Source organism: Shewanella sp. Shew256, from assembly GCF_002196695.1.
GTDB lineage: Bacteria > Pseudomonadota > Gammaproteobacteria > Enterobacterales > Shewanellaceae > Shewanella > Shewanella mangrovisoli.
The window spans coordinates 79,670-106,598 of sequence record NZ_NAJR01000004.1 but is presented as its reverse complement, the minus strand read 5'-3'; the positions used below and the strand labels follow the sequence as shown (position 1 = coordinate 106,598).

Here is a 26,929-nt window from a genome sequence, read left to right as displayed (position 1 = left end):
GCTAATCAGCACTAAAGGACACAATTAGATTGTCTCGAGTAGGATTTATTTCAACGCTTCTGGGACGATAGGGTAGTTATCCCATACTCGACCATCGCTCATTGAACGCACCAGCTTGATATATTCAGCGTGGGTCCAAGCGAGCGGGGTGGCGGAGTTAGTGCCTTGACCGAGTTGATATTGGTAGCGTGTGGCGTTACCCACACCGTCCCATGCTTGCTCGGGGAGCATCAGACCCGCGTTGGCGAAGGTTTCCATCCCTTGCACATAGGTATTGATAAGCTGCTGCTTGGTTTGCTGTGCGTTTGCACCCGTTAGCTCTCCCTTGGCGCTGGCGAGGGCCAGCTCAAAATGCCCACGCTCACCGGTGAAGAAGGGCCATATGCGGCCGCGTTGGTTGTCGCTATTACTGCCCGATTCGGCGTAGTTTGCGCCAGTGAGGGTATCTTCACCGTAGCCATCGTTACCGTAACGTCTAAAGCCGGGAACACTACTGCCATCTTTTGCAGTAAAGCTGTATTTGAGGCGTAAATTATCCTCAAGTTCGGTGTTATCCACCAGCGCAAGGCTTTGATTGATGAGCTTATCGGTTGCGCCACGTACGCCGTAGCGCACCAGTTCTAAAAAGCCGCCATCGAGGATCTGACGTTGGTCTAATCCCACACGACCATTATTAGCGGCGAGTGTCTCGGCCGTGTTTGGCTCACCGTTGGGGCTTAAGCGCAGATAATAAGGTGCCTTAATGCCTTGGCTATCCGTGAGCAAACCTTGAGTCGTCACTAAGTGTTTTTCAAGTTGTTGATTAAGCATTTTGGCGGTCGCTAAATAACGCTGACTAGCATCGCTGTCGTTTACTGCCTTGGCAATATCACTCGCAGCCACTAAGCCTGCGATCACGGCGGCCGTGGTCGATGGCGAATAACCTGCTTGTTCTTCCCAACGTTCTTGCTGGGTTTTTGGCGGTGTAATTTGGGTGTGGTTCCAGTCGAGATTGACCTCACCGCCGCTAACTAAAAAGTCCGCCGCGGCTTTTAACATCTCTTGATACCAGTGGCTCAGTTCAGCTTGACTCAGCACACCTGCCTGCCAGAGTTTCCAGCCGAGCATGATCGGCATCGCCGTTTGGTCGAGCTGTACGCCCACCCATTCGATTTGGCCATCCACATGGGTCTTTTGTAAGAACCAACCGGGCGTGCCGCTATAGCCTGGAGTTTTGTCACTCACTTGCACCTTTTTAAGGTACTCAAAGGCGACTTTAGGCGTTTGTGTATCGCCCATGGCGAGAAATGCCATGGCGCACTGGTAAAAGTCTCGGGGCCAAACGGCCTTGTAGCCCGTGCTGGGTGTGACAGCTGGGACGGTATCGCCCCAAGGATTAGAAAGCGACGCGATAAGGGCGCCCGCGTAGGTTTTATCTTCCTGCGCCTTGAGTACCATGGCACTGGTATACAGCAGTTTGCCATGATCTGTGGTGCTTTGCGCCATAGTAGGCATCGCAGGCAGCGATTGTAAATAACTGTGCCAACCTGCGTTGTATTGGCTCAGCACCGCATCATACCCCGCCGTTAAGCTGGCGTTGGCATTGGCTAAACTGTTAGTTTCATCATGGCCAAAACCGATGGCCAAATTCACATTAAGAGGTTGATTCGCTTGGAGTGTGGGATAACTGGCGGTAAAGGCAATGTTGCCTTGAGTCGGATTTTCGGCGCTGCTGGTGGCCTGATACAGCGTATCGAGCTTACCATTATCGGCTAAATCGGCCAAACCATCAGATACACCGACAAAGCCTGTGGTCGCCTGCGCAAAATCAATATCGGATTTAACCGTCATCACGCTGCTGTGTGGATCGGCGGTGCGAGCGATAAGGGCTTGATGATCGACTCGGCCAATATCATTCGCCCCCGCATTATCGATATGGGGGTTAACGTATAAATGCGGTGTGATGCCCGCTTCAAAGGCGGTAAACGTCACGCGCATCATCAGCGTATCGCGGTCGGGATCGGTAAAGATATGTTTTTCTATCTGATACTTACCTTCAACGTCGCGATTGATAATCTTATAAGCCAAGGATTGTGGGCGGCCATTAGCGTCGGTATCTAAGTATTCAATGCTGCTGATCGTGTTGTCTTTTTCGGTATCGACAAAGCCATTGCCGGTGATCACAAATTGCAACTCTTTGAGCTGAGCATTGTGAATAAGGCCGTACATGGTTTCGGTTAATATCCCCTGCGCGACGGAGAACCACACGCGGCTGATGGGATTTTGCGCATTATCTTGATATTGCCCTTGAGTATAAGGCTCATACGAGGTGCCAATCCCGGTTTTACCGGAGAACGCCCAAGTAGGCGCTTTGCCGGGGGCGCCGGGGGCAATCTGTACGTTTGCGTCTGAGGATTTGGCGACAGTCGGTGTGGATACGTCTGCATTGGGGGCCGAGGGTGAGCAGCCTGTTAAGCTGGCAACGCCGATAAGGCTTGCGGCAATCGCAAGCGCAATCGGCTTACGGTTTAAGTTGCGGCGGTCAGAAAAGCTGCGAACTGTTGTTGATTCCATATTCATCAAAATCTCCCCAATCAATAGATGGTGCTAATTGCGATTTATTCTTGTTGTAAGCTAAGTGGCTATACGTCTTGGCGTTTCGATGCCCAAACGCCTAAACGCCAAGTGTGCTGAGTTGTAGGATTTACACTTGAGTGTGCTGAGTATTCGGTTGCTCAACAAAGAGCACGGCAATCCCGGCGCAGAGCATCAGGACGCCACCGGTGATCAGGGCGTAGATGGGTTGACCATCAAACAAACCATTAAGAATTAAGCCTAAAACACTGGCTGCGAGCAGCTGTGGGATCACAATAAAGAAGTTAAAGATCCCCATGTACACGCCCATCTTTTTTGGTGGCAAGGCGCCGGATAACATGGCGTAGGGCACGGAGAGAATCGAGGCCCAGGCGATACCCACGCCAATCATAGGCAGCCATAACAGGCTAGGATCTTTGATAAAATAGAAACTGATCAAGCCAAAACCACCACAGAACATATTAAAAGTGTGGGTCAGTTTGATGCCGATACGTTTAGCAAGCAGTGGGATAAACAGGGCCGCAACGGCCGAAAATCCATTGTAGGAGGCGAACAGTACACCCACCCAATCGGCGCCATCGTTATAGGCCTTAGACAACACATCGCTGCTGCCAAAATGGTAGGACGTCACTGCCGAGGTGGTGTAAATCCACATCGCAAAGAGCGCGAACCAAGAGAAAAATTGCACTATCGCTAACTGATGCATGGCCTTCGGCATATGGAATAAATCATCGACCACATTAAAGACAATGCCCAGTTCCGAGCGTTGTGATGGCGTAGATTTGCCTAAACGCAGGGCGCAGTACAGTTGCAATGGGCCAAAGGCAAAAATCCCTAAGGTTAAAATATACAGCTGTTTATCTAAATCTTGTGCCCACACCGCAAGCGTCAGTAGTGCGCCTACGGCCATCCAAACGATAGCGGCAAATTGATAATTCTTATGGGTGCGAGTGCGATATTGTTGCTCATCTATGCCAGCGTCAGCATTGCCATGGAAGGCGGCGAGTTCATCGGGGGAATATTCTTTGGTGGACACAACAGTCCAAGCCACACTGAGAAACAGCACTGCGCCACCAAAATAGAAGGCATAACGCACCGAATCGGCGATCTCACCCGCGGGCGCGGTGTTGGCGACATTAAAGAAGTTACTGAGAATATAGGGTAGGGCCGAGGCCACAACTGCACCGATGCCAATAAAAAAGCTTTGCATGGCATAACCTTGGGTGCGCTGCTTGGGAGGCAAATTATCTCCCACAAAGGCACGGAAGGGTTCCATGGCGATATTGATTGAGGCGTCCATAATCCACAGCATGCCCGCGGCAATCCATAATGTAGGGGAATGCGGCATCACAAATATCGCAAGAGTCGTACAAATAGCGCCGATTAAAAAATACGGTCGGCGGCGACCTAAACGTCCCCAAGTGTTATCGCTAAGATAACCAATAATAGGTTGAACCAGCAGACCCGTTAACGGTGCGGCAATCCACAGGATGGGAATGTCATCGATAGAGGCGCCAAGGGTTTGGAAAATGCGACTGACGTTGGCATTTTGCAGGGCAAAACCGAATTGGATCCCCAAAAAACCAAAGCACATATTAAAAATTTGCCAGAAATTTAGCTCGGGTTGTAGCTTATGAACGGCGCGATGCACCACCTTGGGTGAGACACTTTCTAATGGGGTAATCGTTTGTTGATCCGTGGACATGCAACTTCCCTTCAGTAGCGGGCAGCGGGGCTGCCTTGAGTCATTTATCGTTATAATGTTTGGCCTATTCAATGGCCTTTGCTCAGTTTTACGCGTGTTGTGCTAGCTTCCACAAAAGTGCATTGGCGCTTGGCCGTGTGGGTGAAAAAATGGCGAATATACCTCTCCCTCAGAAGCATATTCGCCAATAAATTCATTTTCATACGCTATGATGCAAATGCTCAGTAGCAGAAAAGAACCTAAGCCTGACAGCTATCCTCAAAGGCAACCACCAGAAACGACCTCACATTGTTCAACCCCACAAGCAGAGGGTGAAACTAGCGAATTTATAGTAGCCGCAGCGCCAATTGACGCACAACCGCTTACATACGTATTCATCATTCCTTGATAACCCTAGCGAAACAGCCCTGTAACTAATAGTGTGTGGATTTTACGTGAGGCGTGGATGGGTTTAAACCCTCGATGTATCCAGTTATCACATCGGTGGGGATGAGTGCAGCGTCTTAGAATTGGGTTACTCGCGTTGTAATGAGGGGGAATGCGTTGAAATCTGCTAATTAGTAGGTAACTACATGGATCATTTTCAATTTAATTAACACGCCCTAGGCTATTGATAGCGAAAGCATAATGCATCACTATGTCGTCAGACTTTACGTACTGTTGGCTACTTGCCGCCATTGACGTGTGTGGCAAGTGCAATTGAATATTTATTCTGGCTTGGTATTACGCCCTTAAGGAACCCTATGTTTGTAATCACCTTAACCTACAAAAAACCGCTGGCCGATGTAGAACAGCATTTGGTGGCCCATATTGCCTATCTCGATGAATATTATGCCAAGGGGACCTTTATCGCCTCCGGCCGTAAGGTGCCCCGCACTGGCGGAGTGATCCTTGCCAAAGCAAATGGTCGCGCCGAACTTGAAGCCATTGTCAAACTCGACCCCTTCTATATCGAAGAGGTGGCCGAATTTGAGGTGGTAGAATTTGTCCCTACTCGAACCGCAGCAGGTTTAGAAGCTTTAATTGAGCAGATTTAAGTGTGCTTTCAATTTTTCTGATATCACCATTTATACCTATGGCTATATAACGAAATTTAAAGGTCCAAAGAATTTGCTCTAACTTGATTTGTTGGTAAATCAATGTGGGTGTATTTGTGTTAGTTAATTAATTTAAAGCGGATGTATATTTATTAAGCGAGTAAAGGTATTGCGATGAAATCTACAGATATTATTCAAGAAGTTAAAAAAGCTTTGGCTAATGCAAAGCAGAAAGGTGCTGTCTCGGTGTCAATTGATTCTATGGAAAAATTCATGCATCAACTTGATGAACGTGCTCAAAAGCAAGGTGATTTCAATCAACTTGAACATGCAAGAATATTAAAGGAGTTTGAAGCTGAAAACGCTCGAAATATTGCTCACTCTCAAAATGTTAACGCACATAGCGTTGAGATGTTCAAATCAGTCATAGCTTCAGGTCAAGGAGCCCTTAAATCGAGCATGATCATAAATGGCGGTGCAGCTGCGGCATTGCTTGCTTTTACGGGTAAAATATGGAGTGAAGGCTCAATTGTTCAAGTTACAAATGCGTTGACTCAGTCAATATTGTGGTTCTGTGTTGGCTTGTTAGTTGCCTGTGTGGCATCGGGAACAACTTACCTTTCCCAATTTGCTTATGCGAAAGGTCATGATAGGACTGGAGATGTCGTTAACGTGTTCACTGTTCTTATAGTTTTATCCTCTTACGTTATATTTGGTTTTAGCTGTTTCAATGCATCTAGTACATTCACTTTACATTTCGGTTCGTTATAAAAAGAGCTTAATAATATTAAGTATTGTGAGTATGGATCTCGAATGATGCGTTATTTCACGGCAGTCTTATTCGCACTGTTCTCTGAAGTCGCACTGTTTTCAGAAGTCACAGTTGCTGAGCCGCTTAAGTGGCAGACAAATTTTGCTGATCATGACGCGGTGATTTTTGCCTCAAGCACGGGTTTAGATAGCTTGAAAGACGTGATAGCCGCTGTTCCCAAGTCGGTGTGGATTCGCTCGGTACAAGTGTCAACCCTTGCACAGTTCGATGGTCTTCAGCACGAGTTGCACACTTATCTGCAGCGACATTACCCTCAGGAGTTAGCCGATGCTTTGGCTTCGGCGGGCAATATGCATAACCCCAAGGTGGTGGCCCTACGGGAGGGATTTAAGGAAGCCGTTCTCGCCTCAGATTTTGTTAAGCAGATGAATGCCGATTTTAGTGCGCGCTGCGAAAATATCACTTCCGTTGATATTGAGAAGTTTTTTATCACGACACAATCCGCAACGCCCCAATTTGAGGCCATGCTTTGGTTAAAGACCGAACAGTGCCACTAGGCTACAAAAATCCCTTATCTAGCGTGTGTCGCTATCAATATTTCCCTGACCAAACTGCTATCCCTCTATACTGAGTTAGCCAGTCAATGCTGTTAGATATTGGATACTCGCCAAAACATGACTGCTACGAGTACAGGTATTGAGGGCACTAGAGTAGGTGCCCTTGCTGGCTTTGAGGAACAGGCTTCCGATAAGCGTATTTAGCGCGATTAGAGCGGCTGTAGATGGAAGGCGATCGCGATGCGGTTCCAACCATTAATGGCGATGATGAGACTGGTCAGATCGACAATCTCCTTCTCTGAATAATGCTCGGCGAGCGCGGTATATTCACTGTCGTGCACTGGCGATATGGCGACGCGGGTTAAGGTTTCCGTCCAGCGCAGCGCTGCTTGCTCCCGTGCATCAAAGAGACCATCGACTTCGTGCCAAGCAGCCAGTAAATCTAAACGGCGCTGGGTTTCACCGTCGTTGCGCGCTTCTTCGGCGTGCATTCGCTGACAAAACGCGCAGCCATTGAGTTGTGATGCCCTCAGTTTGACTAAATGCACCAATAATGGCGAAAACGCCGAGTCAGCGGCTGCTTTATCTAGGCTAATGAGTGCCTTGGCGAGCTCGGGTTGGAGTTGGTAAATCTGTTGGCGCGGAATACGTTCTGACATAAAGCCTCCTGTAAGTTGAGGCTTGAATCTAAGGGATTAATCGGCCGTTATATTGGAGATTTGCGACATCTTGCGTTTTTTATATTGTCCCGGTGTTTGCTGCATCACCCGTAAAAAGTGCTGATGTAAATGGGCTTGATCGTAAAATCCACAATCGAAGGCCACCTGCGCTAGGCTAAGGGACGGCGATTGACTCAACAGGTTGCGGGCAATTTTGACTCGATTCAGCTGCAATAACTGCGCGGGCGATAAACCCGTTTCTTGCTTAAATTTGCGTTCAAATTGGCGTCGACTCATGGGGAGTTGCCCGTAAAAGGTCTCCAAATTGGCTTGGGTTTGAATGAGTCGAGGCAGAGTTGCCGGCACTAGGCTCATGCGCGTCGATAAGCTTAAGTCTAATTGCTGCGCTCGTAGCAATAGCCAACGTTCCACGAGGGCGATACGCTGGCTAGGCTTGGGCGTATCAACGAGTTGGTATAAGAGCGTTGTTAAACCAACGATGGGCCACTGCGTTACATCGATAACGCTTGCTGTCGTATCGGCCTGCATGGCGGCAAGCTCAACCCCCAGTAAATGGAAGGCGCCACCGGGCTGAAAACGCACCGTAATTTGCTCGGTACCCGGCGCGAAGCTGTGACAGTGCCGCTGCTGACTCGAGTAAAAATACACCGAAGGCGTGTCGCCAATACCGGGTGATGGCAAATAAAAATGCAGGCTTGTGCCGCCATCGGGATAGAAGGTTTGGTCGATTGGCTCGAGTAAATTCGCCGCGACATGCAAATGAAAATAGCGCTGCACCCAAGGGCGCAGTGGGGCAATGGCTTGAAAATGATTAAAGCCTAAGTGGGCAAATTGGGTCTCAAAACGCTTAAAACTGCGCATTTCGAGTTCATCGGCCGTGTATCGCAAGGTCGTTACCATTAAGCATTGGGGAGTTTAGCTTAAGCTAACTTAATGCAATTTGCATCCGTGTCGAGTGTGACTCAGTAGTGGAGGGCAGTGGTCCTGCTCAAATGAAATCCGCCAACGGTTGTTAGGCGCTGTAACTAAAACGAAGCAACTCAATAATAAAAAAATAGTCACTAAGAAGGGCTTCTTGGTGACTATTGTAATGGCCACTATCGCTTCGATTGCTGTTGCAAGAGTGACTGTCGCAAGAGTGACTATTGCTCGGGACTTTTAGCGTCCATTTAGCGCTTGAGTTTACAGCGCTTTAAAGCGGATCGCTGTGCCGCCACTGCTGGCTAGCTGTAATGTCAGGCTATCTTTGGAGATAACCTCTTTGGTTTCAATCACATAATCATAGGGATTGGTTTTCCAATCGGCTTTTGCGCCATCACGGTAGATCTGTGCTTGATAGCGTTTATTTGGGTCGAGGAAATCCAGTTTGACTTTAACCTGACGGGCATTTTCATCGGTCAGCGCGCCTAAGTACCAATCCTGTTGGTCCTTGGCTTGGCGGGCAAACACGACATAATCACCCACTTCACCAGCCAGTGCGATACTTTGATACCAGTCTGTTGGTACATCGCGAATAAACTGGAAAGCATCTAGATGTTTTTGGTAATTGCGCGGCAAATCTGCGGCCATTTGGATTGGGCTATAGAGCACCACATACAGGGCGAGTTGCTTCATCAAGGTGGTTTGCACGCGGTTTTCGGCATCTAAGCCCTTGGGGGCTAAGTCAAAAATCCCTGGGGTAAAGTCCATAGGGCCCGCCAGCATACGGGTAAAAGGCAACATGGCAGTGTGTTCTGGGCTATTTGGTGGACTGCCCCAGGCATTGTATTCCTGTCCACGTGCGCCTTCGCGGGTAAGCCAGTTCGGATAGGTGCGACGAAGCCCAGTATCTTTAATCGGCTCATGGCTGTTGATGCTGATATGGTGCTTGGCGGCTTCAGTCACGCTATGCAGATATTCGCCAACCATAAACTGACCATCGTGCCATTCGTGACGGGTAATACCGTTCTCATCGATGTGTTTGATTTGTCCACCGTCAGCCACATAGCCGGTTTTGACTTGGGTCACGCCATGTTTTTCATACAGGGCGAAGGCATCATCCATTTGATTACGGTAATGGGTTACTGAACCTGCGGTTTCATGATGACCAATCAGACGTACGCCTTTTTTCGCGCCGTAGGCGGTAATGGCGGGTAAATCGAAATCATCATAGGCTTTGGTAAAACTGAATTGATCGCCATTATGGAACCAATCACCATCCCAACCTTGGTTCCAACCCTCAACCAAGACACCATCAAACTGGTACTTGGCGGCGAAATCCATATAACGCTCTGTTTCGCTGGTGGTTGCGCCGTGTTTTGGGCCCGAGCCCCAAGTGTTTTCATTGAGGTGCATTCCCCACCAAATACCGACATATTTGCCCGGTTTAACCCAAGAGACATCCCCCAGTTTATTGGGCTCATTCAGGTTGAGGATTAGGTGAGAATTAAGCAGTCCCGTGGCCTTGTCGGCGATTTGAATCGTGCGCCATGGAGTATAAAAGCCCGCTTGGGTTTTAACCCGAATACCATCTGACCAAGGGGTGAGATCGGCCTTGAGCTTGCCATCGCGCTGTTGGTCGAGGGTCATCGAGGCAAAATCAACTAACGCCGCCTCGTGAATGCTTAAATGGGTGCCATCGACCAGTTTAAAGGTAAAAGGGGTGTGGGCTCGGTCGACCTGATTGAGCGCGCTGGTGCGATACAAATATTCGTAGCGGTTCCATCCACGAGAAGGGATCCACCAGGCGGTGGCCTTATCACTCTGACCAATATTAAATTCGGTGAGTTCATCTGTAATGGCAAGCGATGTATCAGCTGGCAGGGCGTTTTGAGCGGCTAAGTGATAACGAAAGCCGATGCCATCGTCAAAGGCTTTAAACTCGAGGTTTAAGTCGATTTTTCCGTCGGTTAATACCACGCTCAGTTGATTGTGTTGATCCTTTATCCACTCTTGTTCACCCCAAGGTTGCTGCCATTTGTCATCGGTGCTGGCGCTGTTGCTCGATTTGATACGTAGACCTTGGCCTAATTCGCCCAGTGAGGCAAAGACTAGCCCTAAGCGGCTCGGTTCGATAATGGTTTTGCCATGGAAACGGATTTGGTATTCGGGGCGGCCCGTATCATCACTCAGACTCAAGACGATTTGTTTATCGGGGGAGCTTAGGTTGAGAGTCTGCGCTGTGGCACTGGTGCTGAGCAGGCTGCCAATACTGAGTGCTAGCAAGCTGGGCGTAAATAGGCCGGCGGCCCAATGGCGGCTATTTCGCGTTGGCGAGTTGATGTGGCGTGCATGGGTAAGAGGATTGCTGAACATTCCCTGATCCTTGTTTTTATAGTGAATATGGGTCAATGCATACTAGTGGCGATGGGTTTTTGCTCGCAATGGTTTGCATACGTATTCACCATAGTGAGCGGTTAGGCGGCAGTCGGATAGTAAGGCGTAAAGAGATGGGTTTTAACCGCTGACTCGGGTAGAATGCGCGGCTTTCTTATTGTGTTTAAGGGGCTTTAGCTTAAGCCGATATGGGCAGTGATATAAACGCGTTTGGGAGTGAGCGGTGAAAATCAGTCAGCGATTACAGCAGATCAATCGAATGGTGGGCCCTGGATACGATCATATTTGGGACTGCTGCTGCGATCATGGTTTACTCGGCATGCTGTTACTGCAAAGAAATGCCGCACCTAAGGTGCATTTTGTCGATTGTGTCGCGCCCTTGATGCAGCAACTTAGCCTTGAGTTAGCAAGGTTTTTCCCCGAGCCGTCTATCTCAAACACTCAAAACGCTGAGCAACAGGCCAATCCCCAGAGTGAATGGCAAGTGCATTGCCTCGATGTGGCGGCCTTGCCACTGGCGCAATACGGAAAGCAAGCCAAGCACTTAGTGATTATTGCGGGTGTCGGTGGTGAATTATTGGTTGAATTGGTGCGCAGTATTGTGGCGAATCAGCAAAGTCAAAGTGATGCTCACAGTGGAAATGATTCGAGTAATCATGACCTTAGTCAATGCGCCTGCCAGCTCGAATTTATTTTGTGTCCCGTGCATCATAATTACCATGTGCGCAGCGCGTTGTCGGAATTGGGCTTAAAACTTAAAGATGAATATTTACTCGAAGAAAACCAACGTTTCTACGAAATACTGCATTTAACTCAGGCCAATGCCTGCTCAAAAACGAATACCTGCTCAAAAACAAATCAAGCTGTGCCCTTAAGTGCGACGGGCTCAATCATGTGGCAAGGGCTAAATGCGGATAAAACCAACCAAGCCAAGCGTTATCTTGACCAAACCATAGGCCATTATCAGCGTATTCCTGAGCATCGCATGCCCAACAAGTCGCAAATTGTGGCGGCCTATCAACACATTTTGCAGCAACTGAATTGTTAACCTCATAGGTCAACATGTGGTCATTGAGTACTTAGCCTTGGCGTTGAAACGGTTTTACTCTGTAAATCCATCGAGTTGGTTTATGCTATTAGGCCGTTAATCTTGAGTTTTATTATGCGTTTATTGAAGTCTACCCAAGCCGCCAATCTCAATCTTAAACAGGCGAAGATTTTTTATCGCCAAGCCGCCCGTGCCATAGTGCTGTCGGGGGAGGATATTTTGCTGCTCTATACCCAAAAATATCGAGATTATGGTTTGCCTGGTGGTGGAGTGGATAAAGGCGAGAGCCTCGAAGTTGGACTTATCCGTGAGTTGCAAGAAGAAACCGGCGCCATTGCCGCCAAAGTGTTAGCGCCCTTTGGTCGTTATGAGGAATATCGTTCCTGGTTTCGTGAGGGCGCAAATGTTGTACATATGGACTCTTACTGTTACCTGTGCGAAATCGATACGAGCCTTGGTGAGCGCGGCTTAGGTGAGCCAAGACTAGAAGCTCATGAGATAAAAAATGGCATGCGCCCAGGGTGGATCAATATTCACCAAGCGATTGCCCATAATGAAGAAATTCAGCGAACGTTTGCAAATAAAGGGCAATCCATTAACAGGGAAACCTTTCTGCTCAAACGAATCGTCGCAGAGTTGCTGTAGGTATAACCTGCTTGGAACATTAAGGAACAAAATTCACGCCATTTGAGACTATAACAAGAATTTTAAACTTTATTTAGCTAACCGATTCATTTTCAAATACGTCTCAAGTAGAGCTTCTACATTCAAAATGTTGACACACCAAAGCAATAAGCCGAAAATGACTTAACTTACTTAATTGTTTAATATTTTTGGTAAAGGACTTGCACATTGGCCATACCTAGAGTTTTCATTAGCTCCACATGCTACGACTTGAAGCATATTAGAGAAACCTAAAATACTTTGTTAAGACTATAGGTTATGAGCCTGTGCTATCCGATGATGGTGATGTTTACTACAGTGTCGATGCGCATACCCATGACGCTTGCCTTACCGAGGTAGCCACTTGCCAACTGTTTATCTTAATCATAGGTGGGCGCTATGGTGGAGAACATAAAGGCAAGGAAGGTTCAATTACTAACAATGAATATCGAGAAGCTGTTAAAAATAAAATTCCAGTCTTCGCTTTGGTTGAAAGTGCTGTGTATTCAGACCATTACACTTATCTATCTAATAAGAAAACTAATCCTGATTTCTACGAAAAAATCACCTACCCAAGCATAGATAACATCAAAATCTTTGGTTTTATTGACGAAGTTAGAAAAAATAGCCTCAACAACGCTATAGTTTCATTCAACGATTTTTCTGATATGGAAACATATTTGAAGAAACAGTGGGCAGGTATGATGTATGACTTGCTCGCTGAAAGAACCAGAAACGGTAACGCCAAAATAACCAATAGGTTAATTGATGATCTGACTATTGCTGCTAAGAAGTCTGAAGAATTAATTAAGGTATTACTTAGAACAACTAATACAGAACAGTTAGAGGTAGAGGATAAAATTAGCAAGATTGAGTTAATAGCTAAAGCAAGAAGTTTTCCTAATTTAGTTGAAACTTTGTACAATTCTCGATACTTGTCTGTGTTGGATCTTGGAGAGTTTCCTGACCCAAAAGAACACAAATATTGGTATGATTTTTTGGTTGCAACAAATGATTTCGTAATTCATGTTGATGACGATAGTGGTTATGAAACTTATTATTTATACGATAAAGCAAATACTTATATTGAACTTGGGCCAGAGCTTGACTCTAAGAAAGACGATCCTATGTTCCGCGAAATCCAATCAGCATTTGAAGCCTTAAAACAAGTTGACCCTGAGACAAGGAAATCTATATTAGAAGAAATGATTATTCCTTTTTAATCAAAAGATTAAGTTTTTTTTGGGTAAGATAAATTAAGCTTAAAAACTATTGTTACCCATTGCGGTGCTTGATGGTCTTATTGCACAGTGGTTTAAAGCGCAGCCATCAAAAAGCCATCCTGAAGATGGCTTATGAGGATCTGTTGTGCGAGTAGGCTAGCGTCTAGATCACGGTTGAATAAATACAAAAGAAATGGCTCATCGCGCCCGCCAATACAAATAAATGCCAAATCGCGTGATTGTATGGGATGCGTTTACCAACATAGAAGACCACCCCTAAGGTGTAAAACAACCCGCCCAATAGTAGAAGCTTAAATCCTAGCGGTGACATCGCCGCCGTCAAATCGCCCATTACAGTCACACACAGCCAACCCATCACTAAATAGAGCACTAGGCTCATTTTTTTAAAGCGATGAATAAACAAAGTCTTAAATAAAATCCCACCAATAGCCAAGGACCAAATCGCCGTCAGGATAATGGTCGAAAGTTGTCCTTGCAGGCTGATTAACATCAGTGGGGTATAGGTGCCTGCAATTAAGCAGTAGATGGCACAGTGATCGGCAATCTTAAGTTTATGTTTCCAGCCTACATGCGTCACGCTGTGATACAGGGTAGAACTTAAAAACAACAGGATAAGGCTTGCACCATAAATAATAACACCTGTGAGCTGAATGCTGGTGAGGTGGTCGGCGCCCTTGAGGATCATAAACACTAAGCCGACCACGCCTGCGATCACCCCTAGGCCATGGCTGATGCTATTGGCTATCTCCTCACTAAGGCTATAGCCACTGATATTCAATGGTTTTTCATGACTCATTTGCGGCTCTATCAAACTCTGGCTTGGCATGCTGTTGATCCACTCGATGGCGATAATGACTGAGTCTATCAGTTGATAAATTGGAAAGCCATAATTAGCTTACACGTGTAAGCTAATTTATTTTAAGGGTAACATCATCAACTGAGACTTAGGCGAGCTCTTATCTAGTTGTACAACATTATGGAGCCTGTTTACGACTGATTAATGTCAACGCCTTGGAACTTTGTGCGATACGCTTTCTCTAATCCCCCGTAGATGTCATGGATTTGTTAAGTACTTTGTCCATTAAGTACTAAGGGATGGATTTTGCCTGTTCGCTCGAATATAACCCCAGAAGATGATCTTAGTTTTGATGCGTACGGCCGTGTTAGAAACGACGAGACCGCACCATTTTCCGTTATGCCTTTTTGTGCAACGTCTTTCAGCGCTACAGCCCAGGGCACTACAGATTTAAACCCTAAGCCTTTTAGCGCTCATGCAGAGCCTTTGGGGAGCGATATAAGCCTTAATTTGCATGAAACTAACCCAAAAGATATCGATAGCACATTTCAAACATCTTCAAATCTAAGTGGGCGAGAGTGGTCGCAGTATTTCAATCTTAAGCCATTGTTTTGGGTCATCTTGGGCCATGGCTTACTGCTGTTATTATTAATTTTTTTATGGCGAACCCAGTCGGAACACTTAGGGCTGTCCTTTACTGAATCTTCAGCCAACACACGGACTACCACCAAGGCGTTAAAGGCATATTTTTTTTATGCGCCGCCAACGCAAACCGCTCCAACGGATCCGCCTCAAGATTCCTCCGTTGAAGAACCTACCGTTTCTAGTGAGCCGATCACTTTCCCGCCTAACACTACGCAGCTGAAAGTGGATGTTGAACCCGCCGCAAAAGTGCCACCAAAACCCGCGGAAAAGCTTGCGCCAAAAACTACAGAGCAGATTGCAAAACCTCCTGAAGTCAGCGCACAAGGGTCAAATAGAGCAGCTTCAAACACTTCAACACAGGGCCAAACCCAGCAGAGTGCAAAAGAAGCTATTAAACCTCAAAAGGCAGAAGTCCAATCAAGCTCGGCTGAAGCGGCAAGTACTGAGCAGTCAGATACTGGTGAGCAAAGCAGCGGTGCGGCTGGTAGCGTGGGGTTATTTACCCAGCGTTATTTTGAACGTCAGCGTGAGCAAGCCTTAGATGATTTAGTGCTAGAGCAGGCAAATCATTACACTAAACGGTCGACTATGTCTGAAATGAGCCCCGAGATGGAGGTGTTGATTGTGCCCAATGCCGACGATTTTAGCGGCCCCACCAGTTTAGATTTAGAGCTGGATCCCAATCGAATTGTCCGTAAAGGGGATACCTGCTATCGGGTCGTTAAAGTCGGCACCCAAATTAATCCCTATGCTGAGAATTTAGGGTTTCCCTTCAATTGCAGTGGCAAGAAAATGAATCAAGAAATTGACGATGCTATTAAGGCGCAACTGGATAAAATGATGGTAAAGCGGCCAAAAGGTTAAAAAGTAGTGATGATAAATTTTCACTGAAAATAGTTTTATCCATGAGCCATAAAACATATTTAAATTAAAAATGTTTAAATACAATGCGTTATATATTCTTTATTTTTGATTGATAATTTAATTTTTATTCTGAAATTACGCTTGTTTGTTCACTGCGCTTCTGCCTATACTTTTGCCCATCTTGTCGGAGTGCCTCTTGGCTGAGACCGTTTATTCGGGATCCGTTGAACCTGATCAGGTTAAAACCTGCGAAGGAAACAAGCATAATAACATCCATTAAATCGTACCAGCGGCCACCTTTTGCCCTGTATTAACCCATCGATTTAGTCGTTATTGAGTCCGCAAATCCGCTTCGGGTTTGCAGCGCTCAGCTTCAACACTCAAGTCTCCAGACAAGCAACCCCATTTTTATTTGTTAAAGTGAGATTGCTTATGTCCAGTTTAGAATCGTCCTCAGAATCGATTGCCGTGAACACCCAAGGGCAAACGAGCCGCCGTGCGGCGCGCGCCCAGGCCCAAGCCTTTATCGATACCCTTAAACCATTACAACACCCTAATTCGCAAAAGTTGTATTTGCAGGGAAGCCGTGAGGATCTCCGTGTAGGGATGCGGCAAATTCTGCAAACCGATACGCGGATTGGCGGCACTGCGACCGCGCCTGTAGTCGAGAAAAACCCTCCCATTCCTGTGTACGACTGCGCGGGGCCTTATTCCGATCCAGCTGCGCAAATTAACGTGCGCCAAGGCTTAGCCAAACTCAGATTACCTTGGATTATCGAGCGCCAAGATACCGAAGTGCTCGATTGTGCGACCTCAGATTTTACCCAGCAGCGCCTGAAGGATGATGGGCTCGATCATCTGCGCTTCGAAGCCGGCTCAAGTGCGATTGTTCGTCCTCGCCGTGCCTTACCGGGTAAGCGCGTGAGCCAATTACACTATGCCCGCCAAGGGATCATTACCCCCGAAATGGAGTATGTGGCGATTCGGGAAAATATGGCGCTCGCCGAGGTGCAAGATGAAATCTTAAACCGCCGCGGCCAAGGTGAATCCTTTGGCGCCGTAATCGGTAAATCGATTACCCCTGAATTTGTCCGCGATGAAATTGCCCGTGGCCGCGCCATTATTCCGTTAAATATCAATCACCCTGAAGCTGAGCCCATGATTATTGGCCGTAACTTTTTGGTGAAAGTGAATGCCAATATCGGCAACTCGGCGGTTACGTCCTCCATTGAGGAGGAAGTCGAAAAGTTAGTCTGGTCAACCCGTTGGGGCGCGGACACTGTGATGGACTTGTCCACTGGGCGGTATATCCATGAAACCCGCGAATGGATCATTCGCAACTCGCCAGTGCCGATTGGCACAGTGCCGATTTATCAAGCACTTGAAAAAGTAAACGGTGTTGCCGAGCACCTGACCTGGGAAGTATTTCGCGATACCTTGATTGAGCAAGCGGAGCAGGGTGTCGATTACTTTACCATCCACGCGGGCGTGTTATTGCGCTATGTGCCCATGACCGCCAAACGGGTGACTGGGATTGTATCCCGCGGCGGGTCGATTATGGCCAAATGGTGCTTGAGCCATCATCAGGAAAACTTCCTCTATACCCATTTCCGTGAAATTTGCGAGCTGTGCGTTGCCTACGATGTCTCGCTGTCATTAGGTGACGGTATGCGTCCTGGCTCTATTGCCGATGCCAATGATGAGGCGCAGTTTGCCGAGCTTGAAACCTTAGGCGAGCTGGTCAAAATCGCCTGGGAATACGATGTGCAGACCATTATCGAAGGGCCTGGGCATATCCCGATGCAGCTTATCAAGGAGAATATGGATAAGCAGCTCATTCACTGCGCAGAGGCGCCATTTTATACATTAGGGCCACAAATTACCGATATCGCACCGGGTTACGATCATTTCACCTCTGGGATCGGTGCGGCGATGATCGCATGGTATGGCTGCGCCATGCTCTGCTATGTGACGCCGAAAGAGCACTTAGGTTTACCCAATAAGCAGGACGTCAAACAAGGGCTGATTGCCTACAAGATTGCCGCCCATGCGGCCGATATTGCTAAAGGCCACCCAGGCGCGCAGATCCGCGACAATGCGTTATCTAAGGCGCGTTTTGAATTCCGTTGGGAAGACCAATATAACTTGGGACTCGACCCTGACACCGCGCGTGCCTATCACGATGAATCCCTGCCACAGGAGTCGGCCAAGGTTGCGCATTTTTGCTCTATGTGTGGCCCTAAGTTCTGCTCGATGAAGATCACCCAAGATGTGCGCGACTATGCGGCAAGTTTAGCGGCGGGTACGTTGTCAGTGGCTTCGTCAAGCCAAAATGTTGAGAGCGTTGAAGCGCTTGCATCGATAAATTCAGCTCCACAAGGGCAAGCTAGCAAAGAAGCAATCCAGCAGATCAGAGTCAAAACCCAAGATGAATTAGCGGCGGCCATGGCGAAAAAATCGGCCGAGTTTGCGGCCTCGGGCGCCAAACTGTATCTACCGCTAGGCGATGCTAATGCAGCCAATGAATCGGCAAAGCATCAGGATGGGACAGAGCTCAAACCCACAGTACAGGTTGCGGAGGTTTGATAATGACCCCTGCTATACATGTTAGCCACTTAGCGCCTAAACCTATCGTCTGGACCATTGCGGGTTCCGACAGCGGTGGCGGCGCGGGGATCCAAGCCGACTTAGCCACCATCAAGGATTTGGGCGGCCATGGATGCAGCGTGATTACCACGTTAACGGCCCAAAATTCGGTGGCGGTGGATTTAGTTGAGCCTGTGAGTGATGCAATGCTACTCACGCAGCTTTCGACCCTGTTCGCCGATCTACCGCCTCAGGCGATTAAAATTGGCTTACTCGCGAATCAGCAGCAAGTGCATTTAGTTGCCGATTGGTTGGCTGGTTTTAAAACCCAGTATCCACTCGTCCCCGTTATTCTCGACCCTGTAATGGTCGCAAGCTGTGGGGATGAACTAGGGGATAAGAGCACGGCGAGCCAGCCACTGGATTTTACTCCCTTTAAGGGTTTGATTAGCCTGATAACGCCGAATGTGCAGGAGCTGGCAAGGCTTACTGTCGCAAAAGACATACAAGCGTCACGACTGCACACAAAAGCAGAATTCGCCGCTGCGGCAATGCAACTCTCAACGCAATTAGCTTGCAGCGTATTAGCCAAGGGCGGCGATATTTACTTTGCGGCTCAGGCAAGTGTAGGCATTAATACAAGGGATAACTTTAGCGATCAAAAAAGCGATATCACAAGTCATCGCAGTGCCACAGATAATCAGGGTTTGGCGGAAGATTTGCTGATTTGTCATCAAGTTACTGGTTGCTCACCGCTCGACGCGAATGGCGGCTTTTGGCTCAGCAGTGCAAGGATAAACACGCGGCATAATCACGGCAGTGGTTGTACTCTGTCTTCAGCCATCGCCTCGGTGTTAGCCTTTGGCTTTGTGTTGCAGGATGCCGTTGTGGTAGCAAAAGCCTATGTTAATCAAGGTTTAACCCAAGCTCAGGGTATTGGCCAAGGCCCAGGGCCACTCGCGCGTACCGCTTGGCCGCAAAGCTTAACGGCGTTTCCTCATGTTACGGCTTATTCTCTAAACAGCTTGAGTGAATCCAGTGATGTGCAATGCGGCGCGTTTAAGCGCCTTGAGCCTGACTTAGGAATCTATCCCGTTGTCGATAACCTACTGTTACTAGAGCAGTTATTAGCGGCAGGCGTGAAGACGGTGCAGCTCAGGATAAAGTCTAATGCGCTAACGACAGATGTACTCGAGGCACAAATCCAAACCGCGATTGCCTTAGGTAAACATTATGATGCGCAGCTTTTTATCAATGATCATTGGCAGTTAGCGATAAAGCATGGCGCATTTGGGGTCCATCTTGGCCAAGAAGATTTGGTGGTGACGGATCTTAACGCCATTCATGCAGCAGGATTGGCGCTGGGCATCTCGAGCCACGGTTATTTTGAGTTGCTGCGTGCCCATCAACATGCGCCATCTTACATCGCCCTTGGGCATATCTTCCCGACGACCACCAAGCAAATGCCATCGGCGCCGCAGGGATTACTCAAATTAACTCATTATGTTGAGCTGTTAAAGGCGCACTATCCCTTAGTCGCAATTGGTGGCATAGGACCTTCGAATCTTGCGCAAGTCAAAGCGACTGGGGTGCGCAATATTGCCGTGGTGCGGGCGATTACCGAGGCAATAGACCCAATAATGGCCCTTGCCGAATTGACGCGAGCCTGGGAGTCACGCCTATGAGCATGACGCAGGCGCAATCCCTTGCCGATAAAGACTTTATTCGTTATTCGCGGCAAATATTCTTACCCGAGGTCGGCGAGGCTGGCCAGTTGCAGCTGAAACAGGCTCATGTGCTTATCGTAGGCCTAGGCGGCCTTGGACAATTGGCGGCGCAGTATTTAGCCTGCGCCGGTGTAGGACGCTTAACGCTTGTCGACAGCGATAGGGTGGAATTGTCCAATCTACCGCGACAATTGCTCTTTAGTGACGACGATATTGGCCATCACAAAGCCCTAATTGCTAAACAGAAATTAGCCGTGTTGGCGCAAGGTTGTGAGATTGATGCCGTTGCTGAGCATCTGACTCTTGAGTCTGCGAACGCGGTATTTGCTCGTCTGTTAGACCATAGCAAAGAAACGAGATTAGTACTTGATTGCACTGATAATCTTGTGGCGCGCCATTGCATCAATCGGCTGAGTGTTGAGCATGCCTTGCCTCTGGTGAGCGCCTCGATAGCCGCTTTCAACGGCCAATTGTTTGCCGTAGATCAGCAGCGTTTCCCTTTGGGAGGCTGTTATCACTGTATTTTCCCCTCGGATACTCGCGCGCCACAAAACTGTACCAGCCAAGGTGTACTTGGCCCCAGTGTCGGCGTGATGGCATCGATGCAGGCGCTGCTAGCCATGCAATTGTTGCTCCTAGCCACGCCGCCAACTTCTACAACACAACAAACGGGTAATCAATCTTTCGAAGAGACAAGTCCACCAATAGCCTCCACTAGAGCGTTACTTGGAAGATTTTGGCGCTTCGATGCCAAGTTGCTGCAATGGCATTCGGCCGCCTTAACCCGTGATCCCGAGTGCGAGGTGTGCGGATTAAAACCGAGTTCATTAAAGTCTAGTGCGTTAATGTCACGCGAACCAAGCAAGAGTGTAGAAAGAGCTAATGCTAACACCCATCATTCAACTACAGCCGTTTCATTCAAATCTGTCCCTAATCGAGGTTTGTTATGATTTTAATTCATCTCAATAATGTGCCCCAGACACTTCAACAACCGCTGAGTTTACAAGCCCTGTTAGAAGCACAAAATATTTGCCAACACTCGGTTGCCTTAGTGCTTAACGAAGCCGTTGTACCCAAACATAGATGGTCATCTATCCTCTGTCACCATGAGGATAAAATTGATGTATTTGCCGTTGTCGCGGGAGGTTAAGATGTTAACGATTGCGGGTGTGGAATTTGAATCACGATTATTTACCGGCACGGGTAAGTTCAGCTCAAGTCAGCTGATGCTGGAGTCAATTAAGGCGTCTAAATCGCAGTTAGTGACAGTTGCAATGAAAAGAATTGATTTAAAAACAGGGGCCGATGATTTGCTATCGCCGCTTAGGCAAGCGGGCGTGCGACTCTTACCTAATACCTCGGGTGCGCGTAATGCTAAGGAAGCGATATTCGCCGCCGAATTAGCGCGGGAAATGCTGGGAACACGATGGGTTAAACTTGAAATTCATCCCGATCCTAAATACCTGATGCCCGATGCGGTCGAGACGTTAGCCGCGGCCAAAACCCTGTGTGAACGTGGGTTTATCGTGATGCCCTATGTGCATGCCGATCCTGTGCTGTGTCGACGTTTAGAAGAGGTGGGCTGCGCCGCCGTAATGCCATTGGCAAGCCCAATTGGAACCAATCAGGGGCTGGTGACTGAGCCTTTTATCAAGATGATTATTGAGCAGGCAAAAGTGCCCGTGGTGATTGATGCGGGAATTGGCGCGCCATCCCATGCGGCCCACGCGATGGAGCTGGGAGCCGATGCCGTACTGGTGAATACCGCCATCGCAAGCAGTGCCTCTCCCATTGAAATGGCGCAGTGCTTTAAGGATGCGGTGGCTTGCGGACGACGCGCCTTTGAAGCGGGTCTTGGCCGAGTGCAGACTCAGGCTGTACATACCAGTCCACTAACAGGATTTTTGCAGCAATGAGTTTTGTCGACCAATTTGCCCGTATTGAACGGGATAAGTTATTGCTGGCGTTATATTCCTGCACCGCAGTAGAGGTTGAGCGCGCCCTAATGCAACCCGAGGGTAATCTAGAGAGTTTACTTGCCTTATTGTCTCCTGCAGCAGAACCCTATATCGAAGAAATAGCTCAACGCTCGGCGGCACTCACTCGGCAACGCTTTGGGGCCAATATCGGACTCTATCTGCCCTTATACCTGTCGAACCTGTGTGCCAACGAGTGCGACTATTGCGGCTTTAGCATGAGCAATAAGCTAAAGCGCAAAGTGCTCAATGAGCAGGAACTTGCGGCCGAAATGGCAATTATCAAATCCCGTGGTTTTGACTCCATCTTGCTGGTGTCGGGGGAACATGAAACCAAAGTGGGGATGGATTACTTTAAGCGTGTGTTACCCATTGTAAAACAGCAGTTTAGTTATTTGGCCATGGAGGTACAGCCACTTGAGAAGATTGATTATCGTCAGCTTGTCGAGCTAGGGCTGGATGCTGTGATGGTGTATCAAGAAACCTATCAAGCGGCGACCTATGCCAAGCATCATACCCGAGGCAATAAACAGGACTTTGCATATCGGCTGGCAACGCCCGACCGCGTTGCCCGAGCGGGTGTCGATAAGATAGGCCTAGGTGTGCTTCTGGGTTTAGATGACTGGCGGCTCGATGCGTTACTGATGGGCCATCATCTGGACTATTTAGAACGGCATTACTGGCGTACTCGCTTTAGTATTTCGTTACCGCGTTTACGACCTTGTACTGGTGGCATAACGCCAAAAGTGCATTTAACCGATCTTGGACTGGTGCAAATGATCTGTGCCTTTAGACTGTTTAATCAGCAACTTGATATCAGTTTATCGACACGCGAGGCGCCATCGCTTCGGGACAATTTACTGCCGCTTGGGATCACACAGATGAGTGCTGGGAGCTCAACACAGCCAGGCGGTTATCAGGCGCCAGAGAGCCAATTAGATCAGTTTGAGATAAGCGATGAACGCACCGTTGAGCAGGTCATGACTCAAATGCGGCTCAGGGGATTTAATCCGGTTTTTAAGGATTGGGAATCGGCTTGGATTGCGCGTTAATCGTGGGCTTAAAGTGATTTTAAAATGCCTTTATGGCGGGGGATAAACCTGTACTTTGCCTGAGGTTTGATTAATAATTAACCCAGTTATCATCAGATGCAGGAAAACTCCTATGCAAATCCAATCTGCTTATGCTTCCGGTCTGCAAGGCTTGCAAACAGCTCAATCAGGGTTAACGCAGGCAACGATTGATGTGGCAAAGCCTAGCCCTTCGCAAAGTGCTGCGCCCACAGAAACCGCTAAAGCGGTAGATGAGCCCGATAAAACCTCTGCATTACTGTCGGCAAATGAATCATTGCGACAAGGAGAGGCATCGACTGAGGTGCTTGAACGTGAATCTGAAGCAATAGGTTCGATAATCAACATCAAGGTATAGTTATGTCGGTTATGGCGCTGTCATCACAAATTGGCGCGCCATCCACTTCGTTTTTAGGTGTTGATAAGTCAATTGAGTCACCAAAAGGGGGAAAACCTCAAGGCGGACAGACTTATCAAGGAGGAATTGGTCAGGCGGTCGCAACGCTCTCCGCCTCAACCGTTAACCTGAATACACCAAAATTCGAAGCGAGTGGGGCACTTGCGCCATCATTAAGCAGTCTCGGGGCTGCGATGGACCAAGCTGTGCCCATGAGTACGACAACGCCCGCGTTATCGACAGATGTCAAACCTGCTAGTCCTCCGATTTCATCTAATGTTGATACAGTCTCTGTTCAGAAGGCTTTCACCGCACTCGGTGGAAACGCCACGGCACAGCTGAATTCAAAACAGTTACATTCGAATAAAGCGCCTTTACAAGCACTACAATTCAATCAGTCACATTCGGCTCCGTTAGATACAAGCCTACTAGCATCAAGTAATAGTAGTTTCAGCTTACTTACCGGCCCCCGCTCTATTGGTGGAATGAGGGAGGGGCAAATTGCTGCCATAGCCACTCAGCCATCAGTATCAGCCTTAAGTGCATCGGACGTCGGTTTTAGCGCCACAAGTGGTGCTATTACGCCTTTTGCTCCACCAGCCCCAAGCCTTGCGGCCACCATTGCTACTACTGGTAGTAGTGTTGGCTCCGCGAGTGTGGGGGTAGCCAATATATTCTCTACATCAACGCCAATAGATGCGAATATTGGCCCAACAGAGTCAAATGGCATATTGCCAAATGCGTCAAGTGCTGTAGTTACTCCTTTTACGACCGAATTTGCTGGTGCCGATGCGATGGGCAAAGCGTCAGATTTCAGCGCTTCAGCTTTTGCCAATTCAAATGCGCTTCCTGATAGCAATCAATCAAGCGGTTTAAGTGAGCAGTTAAGCCTTGTTTTTAATGAACCCTCGGAGGAAATTGGCCAAGTCGGTGCTGGGATAACCCCAAATGCTCAAACGCAACAGCAGCAGACTCAAGCGGAACAAATTCAAGCTCAAAATGCACGAGATGAACAAGCCAAGCAGGCAAGGGCACAGGCGGTACAAGAGCAGGAACAAAAGCAGCAAGCCTTAGCCGAGGTTTTTGCCAAAGCCGACCAAAGTAAACAAGCGCAGCAGGCTCAGGACGAGCAAACTCGTCAGCAAGATTTAGCGAAAGAGCAAGTCAAACAAGCGCAAGAAAAGGCAATTGAGCAGCAAAAAGCCCAACTGGACGCATTAAAATCAAGGGACACAGAAGTCAAAGCCCATGAGCATGCCCATGCGAGTGTGGGCGGTCAATATGCTCAAAGCCCCAGTTTCAAGTATGAAAAAGGTGCCGATGGTCAGCGCTATGCGACTGATGGTGAGGTGCAAATCGATGTGTCGATAGTGCCTGGCGATCCGCTGGCGACCATCAATAAGATGAAGCAAGTCTATGCGGCGGCAATGGCGCCAGTAGATCCCTCTTCGGCCGATATTCGTGTTGCCGCAGAAGCGCTACAGAAAATGAATGATGCCAAGGCTAAACTTGCTGAGGAACGTCAGCAGCAGATTGTTGATCAACCGACAACAGAAACCCTGATTGGCGCCGAGGCTCAGATTGACGGTTTACCACCGCTTAAGGTGCGCCAAATTCAAGTCACGGGCAAGATTGATGCTAATGGCAATATCACTGTGCCCCAAGAGGAACCATCGGCACCTGTGACAGAAGTGATTGATAAGATTAAGCAAGCCATTGCGGCGCAGGTTGCATCGAGTAAAACTTCAGATGCAGCAAGTACCCCTGAAGTTGATACGACAGAGACCATCGAGCCGCCAACGGCGATCTTAGCGATCGGCGCCGTATCAAATAAGGATGAAGCGCCAGAGGTTGCTATGCAGCGGTTGGCGTCGTCTCGTGACAACAAGGGCACATCGAGTCACACATTAAACGGCAGTAATGCGGTGCGTTTCTATGGCTCTGTCGCCGTGGCAACTCTAGCGAGTAAGGGAAACACTGAAGTTAATCAATCAGGTTCGAATGATGTTTCACTTGAGCGGATAAGTGATTCGTCTAGCTACGAGCCAGATAGTGTTATGTCCAATGGATTGGCGCTCGAGTCCTCAAGCGGTCAAAATACACGCGGTCTGTTCAATCCTCAAACCTTAGCACTGCACCGTCCACGCTTCTTAGATGTGAATGTCTAGCCTCTCGTTCTCGAAATGCCCGCAAATCTTAACTAACTAGCGTTTGGCCATTAAGACTAATCACTTAAGCCTGCTTTGTTTGGCAAGTTCAGTCGCCATTAAAGGATAAACCCATAGTGATTCCCTGCTAGCCAAGAGTTGGTTTTGGCGCACACGGTGGAAGAATGTGAGCGTGGTTACTCGCTTGTACTTACACCATGATGCTTAAGGAGATAAGAAGCCAGCAGTTTTGAAGCGGGCCCCTGTTGATCACGATTTGGGATCACAAGGCTTAGCATAATGCGCCGTTTTTGGCTGCCTTGGAGGTGTAAGCGCACCAGTTTGCCTGCGGCTAATTCTTCTTGAATCAGGAAAGATGGGATCCAACAGAAACCAATGCCCTGATTTAAAATGACTTTCGCCTCATGGAAGTTCGATACTGTCCAGCGCTGCTCGGCCTTTAACCAACCGATATCCACATTGGGTTGCAAGCCCGTGTCTTTGATGACCAGTTGCAGGTGCTGCGCCAGTAGTTTGTCATCGTCTAAGGTACCCATTTCAGCCAAGGGATGGCTCGGGTGGCAAACCAGATGCAGCTCCTGCTCACACAGAGGCTCGGATAAATAGCCCTTCGGTGGAATTCCGGCGCAAATCGCAATATCGACCTTATTTTGAAGGATTAATTCTTGAGTACCAGTGATGACTGAGTCCAACATTATGATGCGTGTGCCGCGGCTATGGGGTAAAAAGTCACTTAACGCGCACACTAGACTTTCCATCGGATAGACGATTTCGCGGGCAATGGTGAGTGTGGGCTCCCAACCTTGCTCGAGGTTGCTAGCAAGTTGTTCTAACTCATTCACCGCCTGAGTCACATGGCGCGAACGGCGCAATAATACTTCGCCCTGTGGTGTCAGGTAAGCTTTGCGGCCTCGAACTTCGAGTAGCTCTATGCCAAGCTGGTGTTGCAACTTTGCCACCGCATGATTGAGTGAGGATTGGCTCTTATTAAGCTTTTCCGCCGCCTGCGCGTAGCCGCCATAGTCGACGACAGCCTGTAAAATACGCCATTGCTCAAGGGTGGATTTCGCGCGAGTCATGGTTGTCCTCATGTCGAAAACGACAG

General features: G+C 48.2%; 21 protein-coding genes, 1 pseudogene and 1 riboswitch. Of the genes and pseudogenes, 15 read left to right on the top strand and 7 right to left on the bottom strand.

All coding sequences use genetic code 11. The annotated features are described in order from the left end of the window. Window positions 1-45: 45 nt before the first annotated feature. The gene (locus tag B5P39_RS08615; RefSeq protein ID WP_088211204.1) at window positions 46-2,559 is read right to left on the bottom strand and encodes a glucan 1,4-alpha-glucosidase; all 2,514 of its coding nucleotides are present in this window, start codon (window positions 2,557-2,559) and stop codon (window positions 46-48) included. Window positions 2,560-2,683: 124 nt separating this feature from the next. Continuing rightward, on the bottom strand, window positions 2,684-4,279 hold the full coding sequence (locus B5P39_RS08610) for an MFS transporter (RefSeq protein ID WP_088211203.1): 1,596 nt from the start codon (window positions 4,277-4,279) through the stop codon (window positions 2,684-2,686). 743 nt (window positions 4,280-5,022) lie between these two features. Between B5P39_RS08610 and B5P39_RS08605 the strand changes: the two genes are divergently transcribed. From B5P39_RS08605 to B5P39_RS08595, 3 genes are all read left to right on the top strand, one after another. Next, a complete protein-coding gene (locus B5P39_RS08605; protein ID WP_088211202.1) occupies window positions 5,023-5,316 on the top strand; it encodes a YciI family protein in 294 nt (97 codons plus the stop codon). Window positions 5,317-5,490: 174 nt separating this feature from the next. After that, a complete protein-coding gene (locus B5P39_RS08600; RefSeq protein WP_088211201.1) occupies window positions 5,491-6,087 on the top strand; it encodes a hypothetical protein in 597 nt (198 codons plus the stop codon). A gap of 42 nt (window positions 6,088-6,129) precedes the next feature. Further along, window positions 6,130-6,645, top strand: coding sequence for a hypothetical protein (locus tag B5P39_RS08595; protein ID WP_088211200.1), 516 nt, complete (start codon window positions 6,130-6,132; stop codon window positions 6,643-6,645). 209 nt (window positions 6,646-6,854) lie between these two features. Here the strand turns inward: B5P39_RS08595 and B5P39_RS08590 are convergent, their stop codons facing one another. The 3 genes from B5P39_RS08590 to B5P39_RS08580 all read right to left on the bottom strand — a co-directional run bounded on the left by B5P39_RS08590 (window position 6,855) and on the right by B5P39_RS08580 (window position 10,619). Next, on the bottom strand, window positions 6,855-7,304 hold the full coding sequence (locus tag B5P39_RS08590; RefSeq protein ID WP_088211199.1) for a carboxymuconolactone decarboxylase family protein: 450 nt from the start codon (window positions 7,302-7,304) through the stop codon (window positions 6,855-6,857). 36 nt (window positions 7,305-7,340) lie between these two features. Beyond that, window positions 7,341-8,225, bottom strand: a complete 885-nt coding sequence (locus B5P39_RS08585; RefSeq protein WP_088211198.1) for a helix-turn-helix domain-containing protein — start codon at window positions 8,223-8,225, stop codon at window positions 7,341-7,343. Window positions 8,226-8,507: 282 nt separating this feature from the next. After that, window positions 8,508-10,619, bottom strand: coding sequence for a glycoside hydrolase family 97 protein (locus tag B5P39_RS08580; RefSeq protein WP_088211197.1), 2,112 nt, complete (start codon window positions 10,617-10,619; stop codon window positions 8,508-8,510). A 244-nt stretch (window positions 10,620-10,863) separates the two neighbouring features. Here B5P39_RS08580 and B5P39_RS08575 point away from each other — a divergent pair, with 244 nt between their 5' ends. From B5P39_RS08575 to B5P39_RS08565, 3 genes and pseudogenes are all read left to right on the top strand, one after another. After that, window positions 10,864-11,688 carry a tRNA (adenine(22)-N(1))-methyltransferase gene (locus B5P39_RS08575; protein ID WP_088211196.1) on the top strand — a complete coding sequence of 275 codons (825 nt, stop codon included), beginning with the start codon at window positions 10,864-10,866 and terminating at the stop codon, window positions 11,686-11,688. Window positions 11,689-11,802: 114 nt separating this feature from the next. Next, complete coding sequence (locus tag B5P39_RS08570) at window positions 11,803-12,333, top strand: NUDIX hydrolase (RefSeq protein WP_088211195.1); 531 nt, start codon at window positions 11,803-11,805, stop codon at window positions 12,331-12,333. A gap of 281 nt (window positions 12,334-12,614) precedes the next feature. Beyond that, window positions 12,615-13,574 (top strand): annotated as a pseudogene (locus tag B5P39_RS08565) (DUF4062 domain-containing protein); the annotation flags it as partial. 163 nt (window positions 13,575-13,737) lie between these two features. Here the strand turns inward: B5P39_RS08565 and trhA are convergent. Beyond that, entirely contained in the window at window positions 13,738-14,421 is a 684-nt protein-coding gene (gene trhA / locus B5P39_RS08560; protein ID WP_088211193.1) for a PAQR family membrane homeostasis protein TrhA, read from the bottom strand. A gap of 276 nt (window positions 14,422-14,697) precedes the next feature. Here trhA and B5P39_RS08555 point away from each other — a divergent pair, with 276 nt between their 5' ends. The 9 genes from B5P39_RS08555 (at window position 14,698) to B5P39_RS08515 (ending at window position 25,824) form a co-directional block, all read left to right on the top strand. Next, window positions 14,698-15,900, top strand: coding sequence for a hypothetical protein (locus tag B5P39_RS08555; protein WP_088211192.1), 1,203 nt, complete (start codon window positions 14,698-14,700; stop codon window positions 15,898-15,900). Window positions 15,901-16,075: 175 nt separating this feature from the next. Beyond that, a riboswitch (TPP riboswitch) is annotated at window positions 16,076-16,174 on the top strand. A gap of 158 nt (window positions 16,175-16,332) precedes the next feature. Then, on the top strand, window positions 16,333-18,486 hold the full coding sequence (gene thiC, locus B5P39_RS08550) for a phosphomethylpyrimidine synthase ThiC (RefSeq protein ID WP_088211191.1): 2,154 nt from the start codon (window positions 16,333-16,335) through the stop codon (window positions 18,484-18,486). 2 nt (window positions 18,487-18,488) lie between these two features. After that, window positions 18,489-20,171: a thiamine phosphate synthase gene (gene thiE / locus B5P39_RS08545; protein ID WP_088211190.1), complete on the top strand. Its 1,683-nt coding sequence runs from the start codon at window positions 18,489-18,491 to the stop codon at window positions 20,169-20,171. After that, entirely contained in the window at window positions 20,168-21,163 is a 996-nt protein-coding gene (locus tag B5P39_RS08540) for a HesA/MoeB/ThiF family protein (RefSeq protein ID WP_088211189.1), read from the top strand. Before thiE ends, B5P39_RS08540 begins: the two co-directional genes overlap by 4 nt. Then, a complete protein-coding gene (gene thiS / locus B5P39_RS08535) occupies window positions 21,160-21,363 on the top strand; it encodes a sulfur carrier protein ThiS (RefSeq protein WP_037430926.1) in 204 nt (67 codons plus the stop codon). The genes B5P39_RS08540 and thiS overlap by 4 nt, the downstream gene beginning before the upstream one ends. A 1-nt stretch (window position 21,364) precedes the next feature. Further along, entirely contained in the window at window positions 21,365-22,129 is a 765-nt protein-coding gene (locus B5P39_RS08530; protein WP_088211188.1) for a thiazole synthase, read from the top strand. After that, entirely contained in the window at window positions 22,126-23,241 is a 1,116-nt protein-coding gene (thiH, locus tag B5P39_RS08525) for a 2-iminoacetate synthase ThiH (protein ID WP_088211187.1), read from the top strand. The genes B5P39_RS08530 and thiH overlap by 4 nt, the downstream gene beginning before the upstream one ends. A gap of 112 nt (window positions 23,242-23,353) precedes the next feature. Next, entirely contained in the window at window positions 23,354-23,617 is a 264-nt protein-coding gene (locus tag B5P39_RS08520; protein WP_011716940.1) for a hypothetical protein, read from the top strand. Between the two features lie 2 nt (window positions 23,618-23,619). Then, the gene (locus B5P39_RS08515) at window positions 23,620-25,824 is read left to right on the top strand and encodes a putative metalloprotease CJM1_0395 family protein (protein WP_088211186.1); all 2,205 of its coding nucleotides are present in this window, start codon (window positions 23,620-23,622) and stop codon (window positions 25,822-25,824) included. Window positions 25,825-26,000: 176 nt separating this feature from the next. Here the strand turns inward: B5P39_RS08515 and B5P39_RS08510 are convergent, their stop codons facing one another. Further along, window positions 26,001-26,903, bottom strand: a complete 903-nt coding sequence (locus B5P39_RS08510) for a LysR family transcriptional regulator (protein WP_011622660.1) — start codon at window positions 26,901-26,903, stop codon at window positions 26,001-26,003. Window positions 26,904-26,929: the final 26 nt, after the last annotated feature.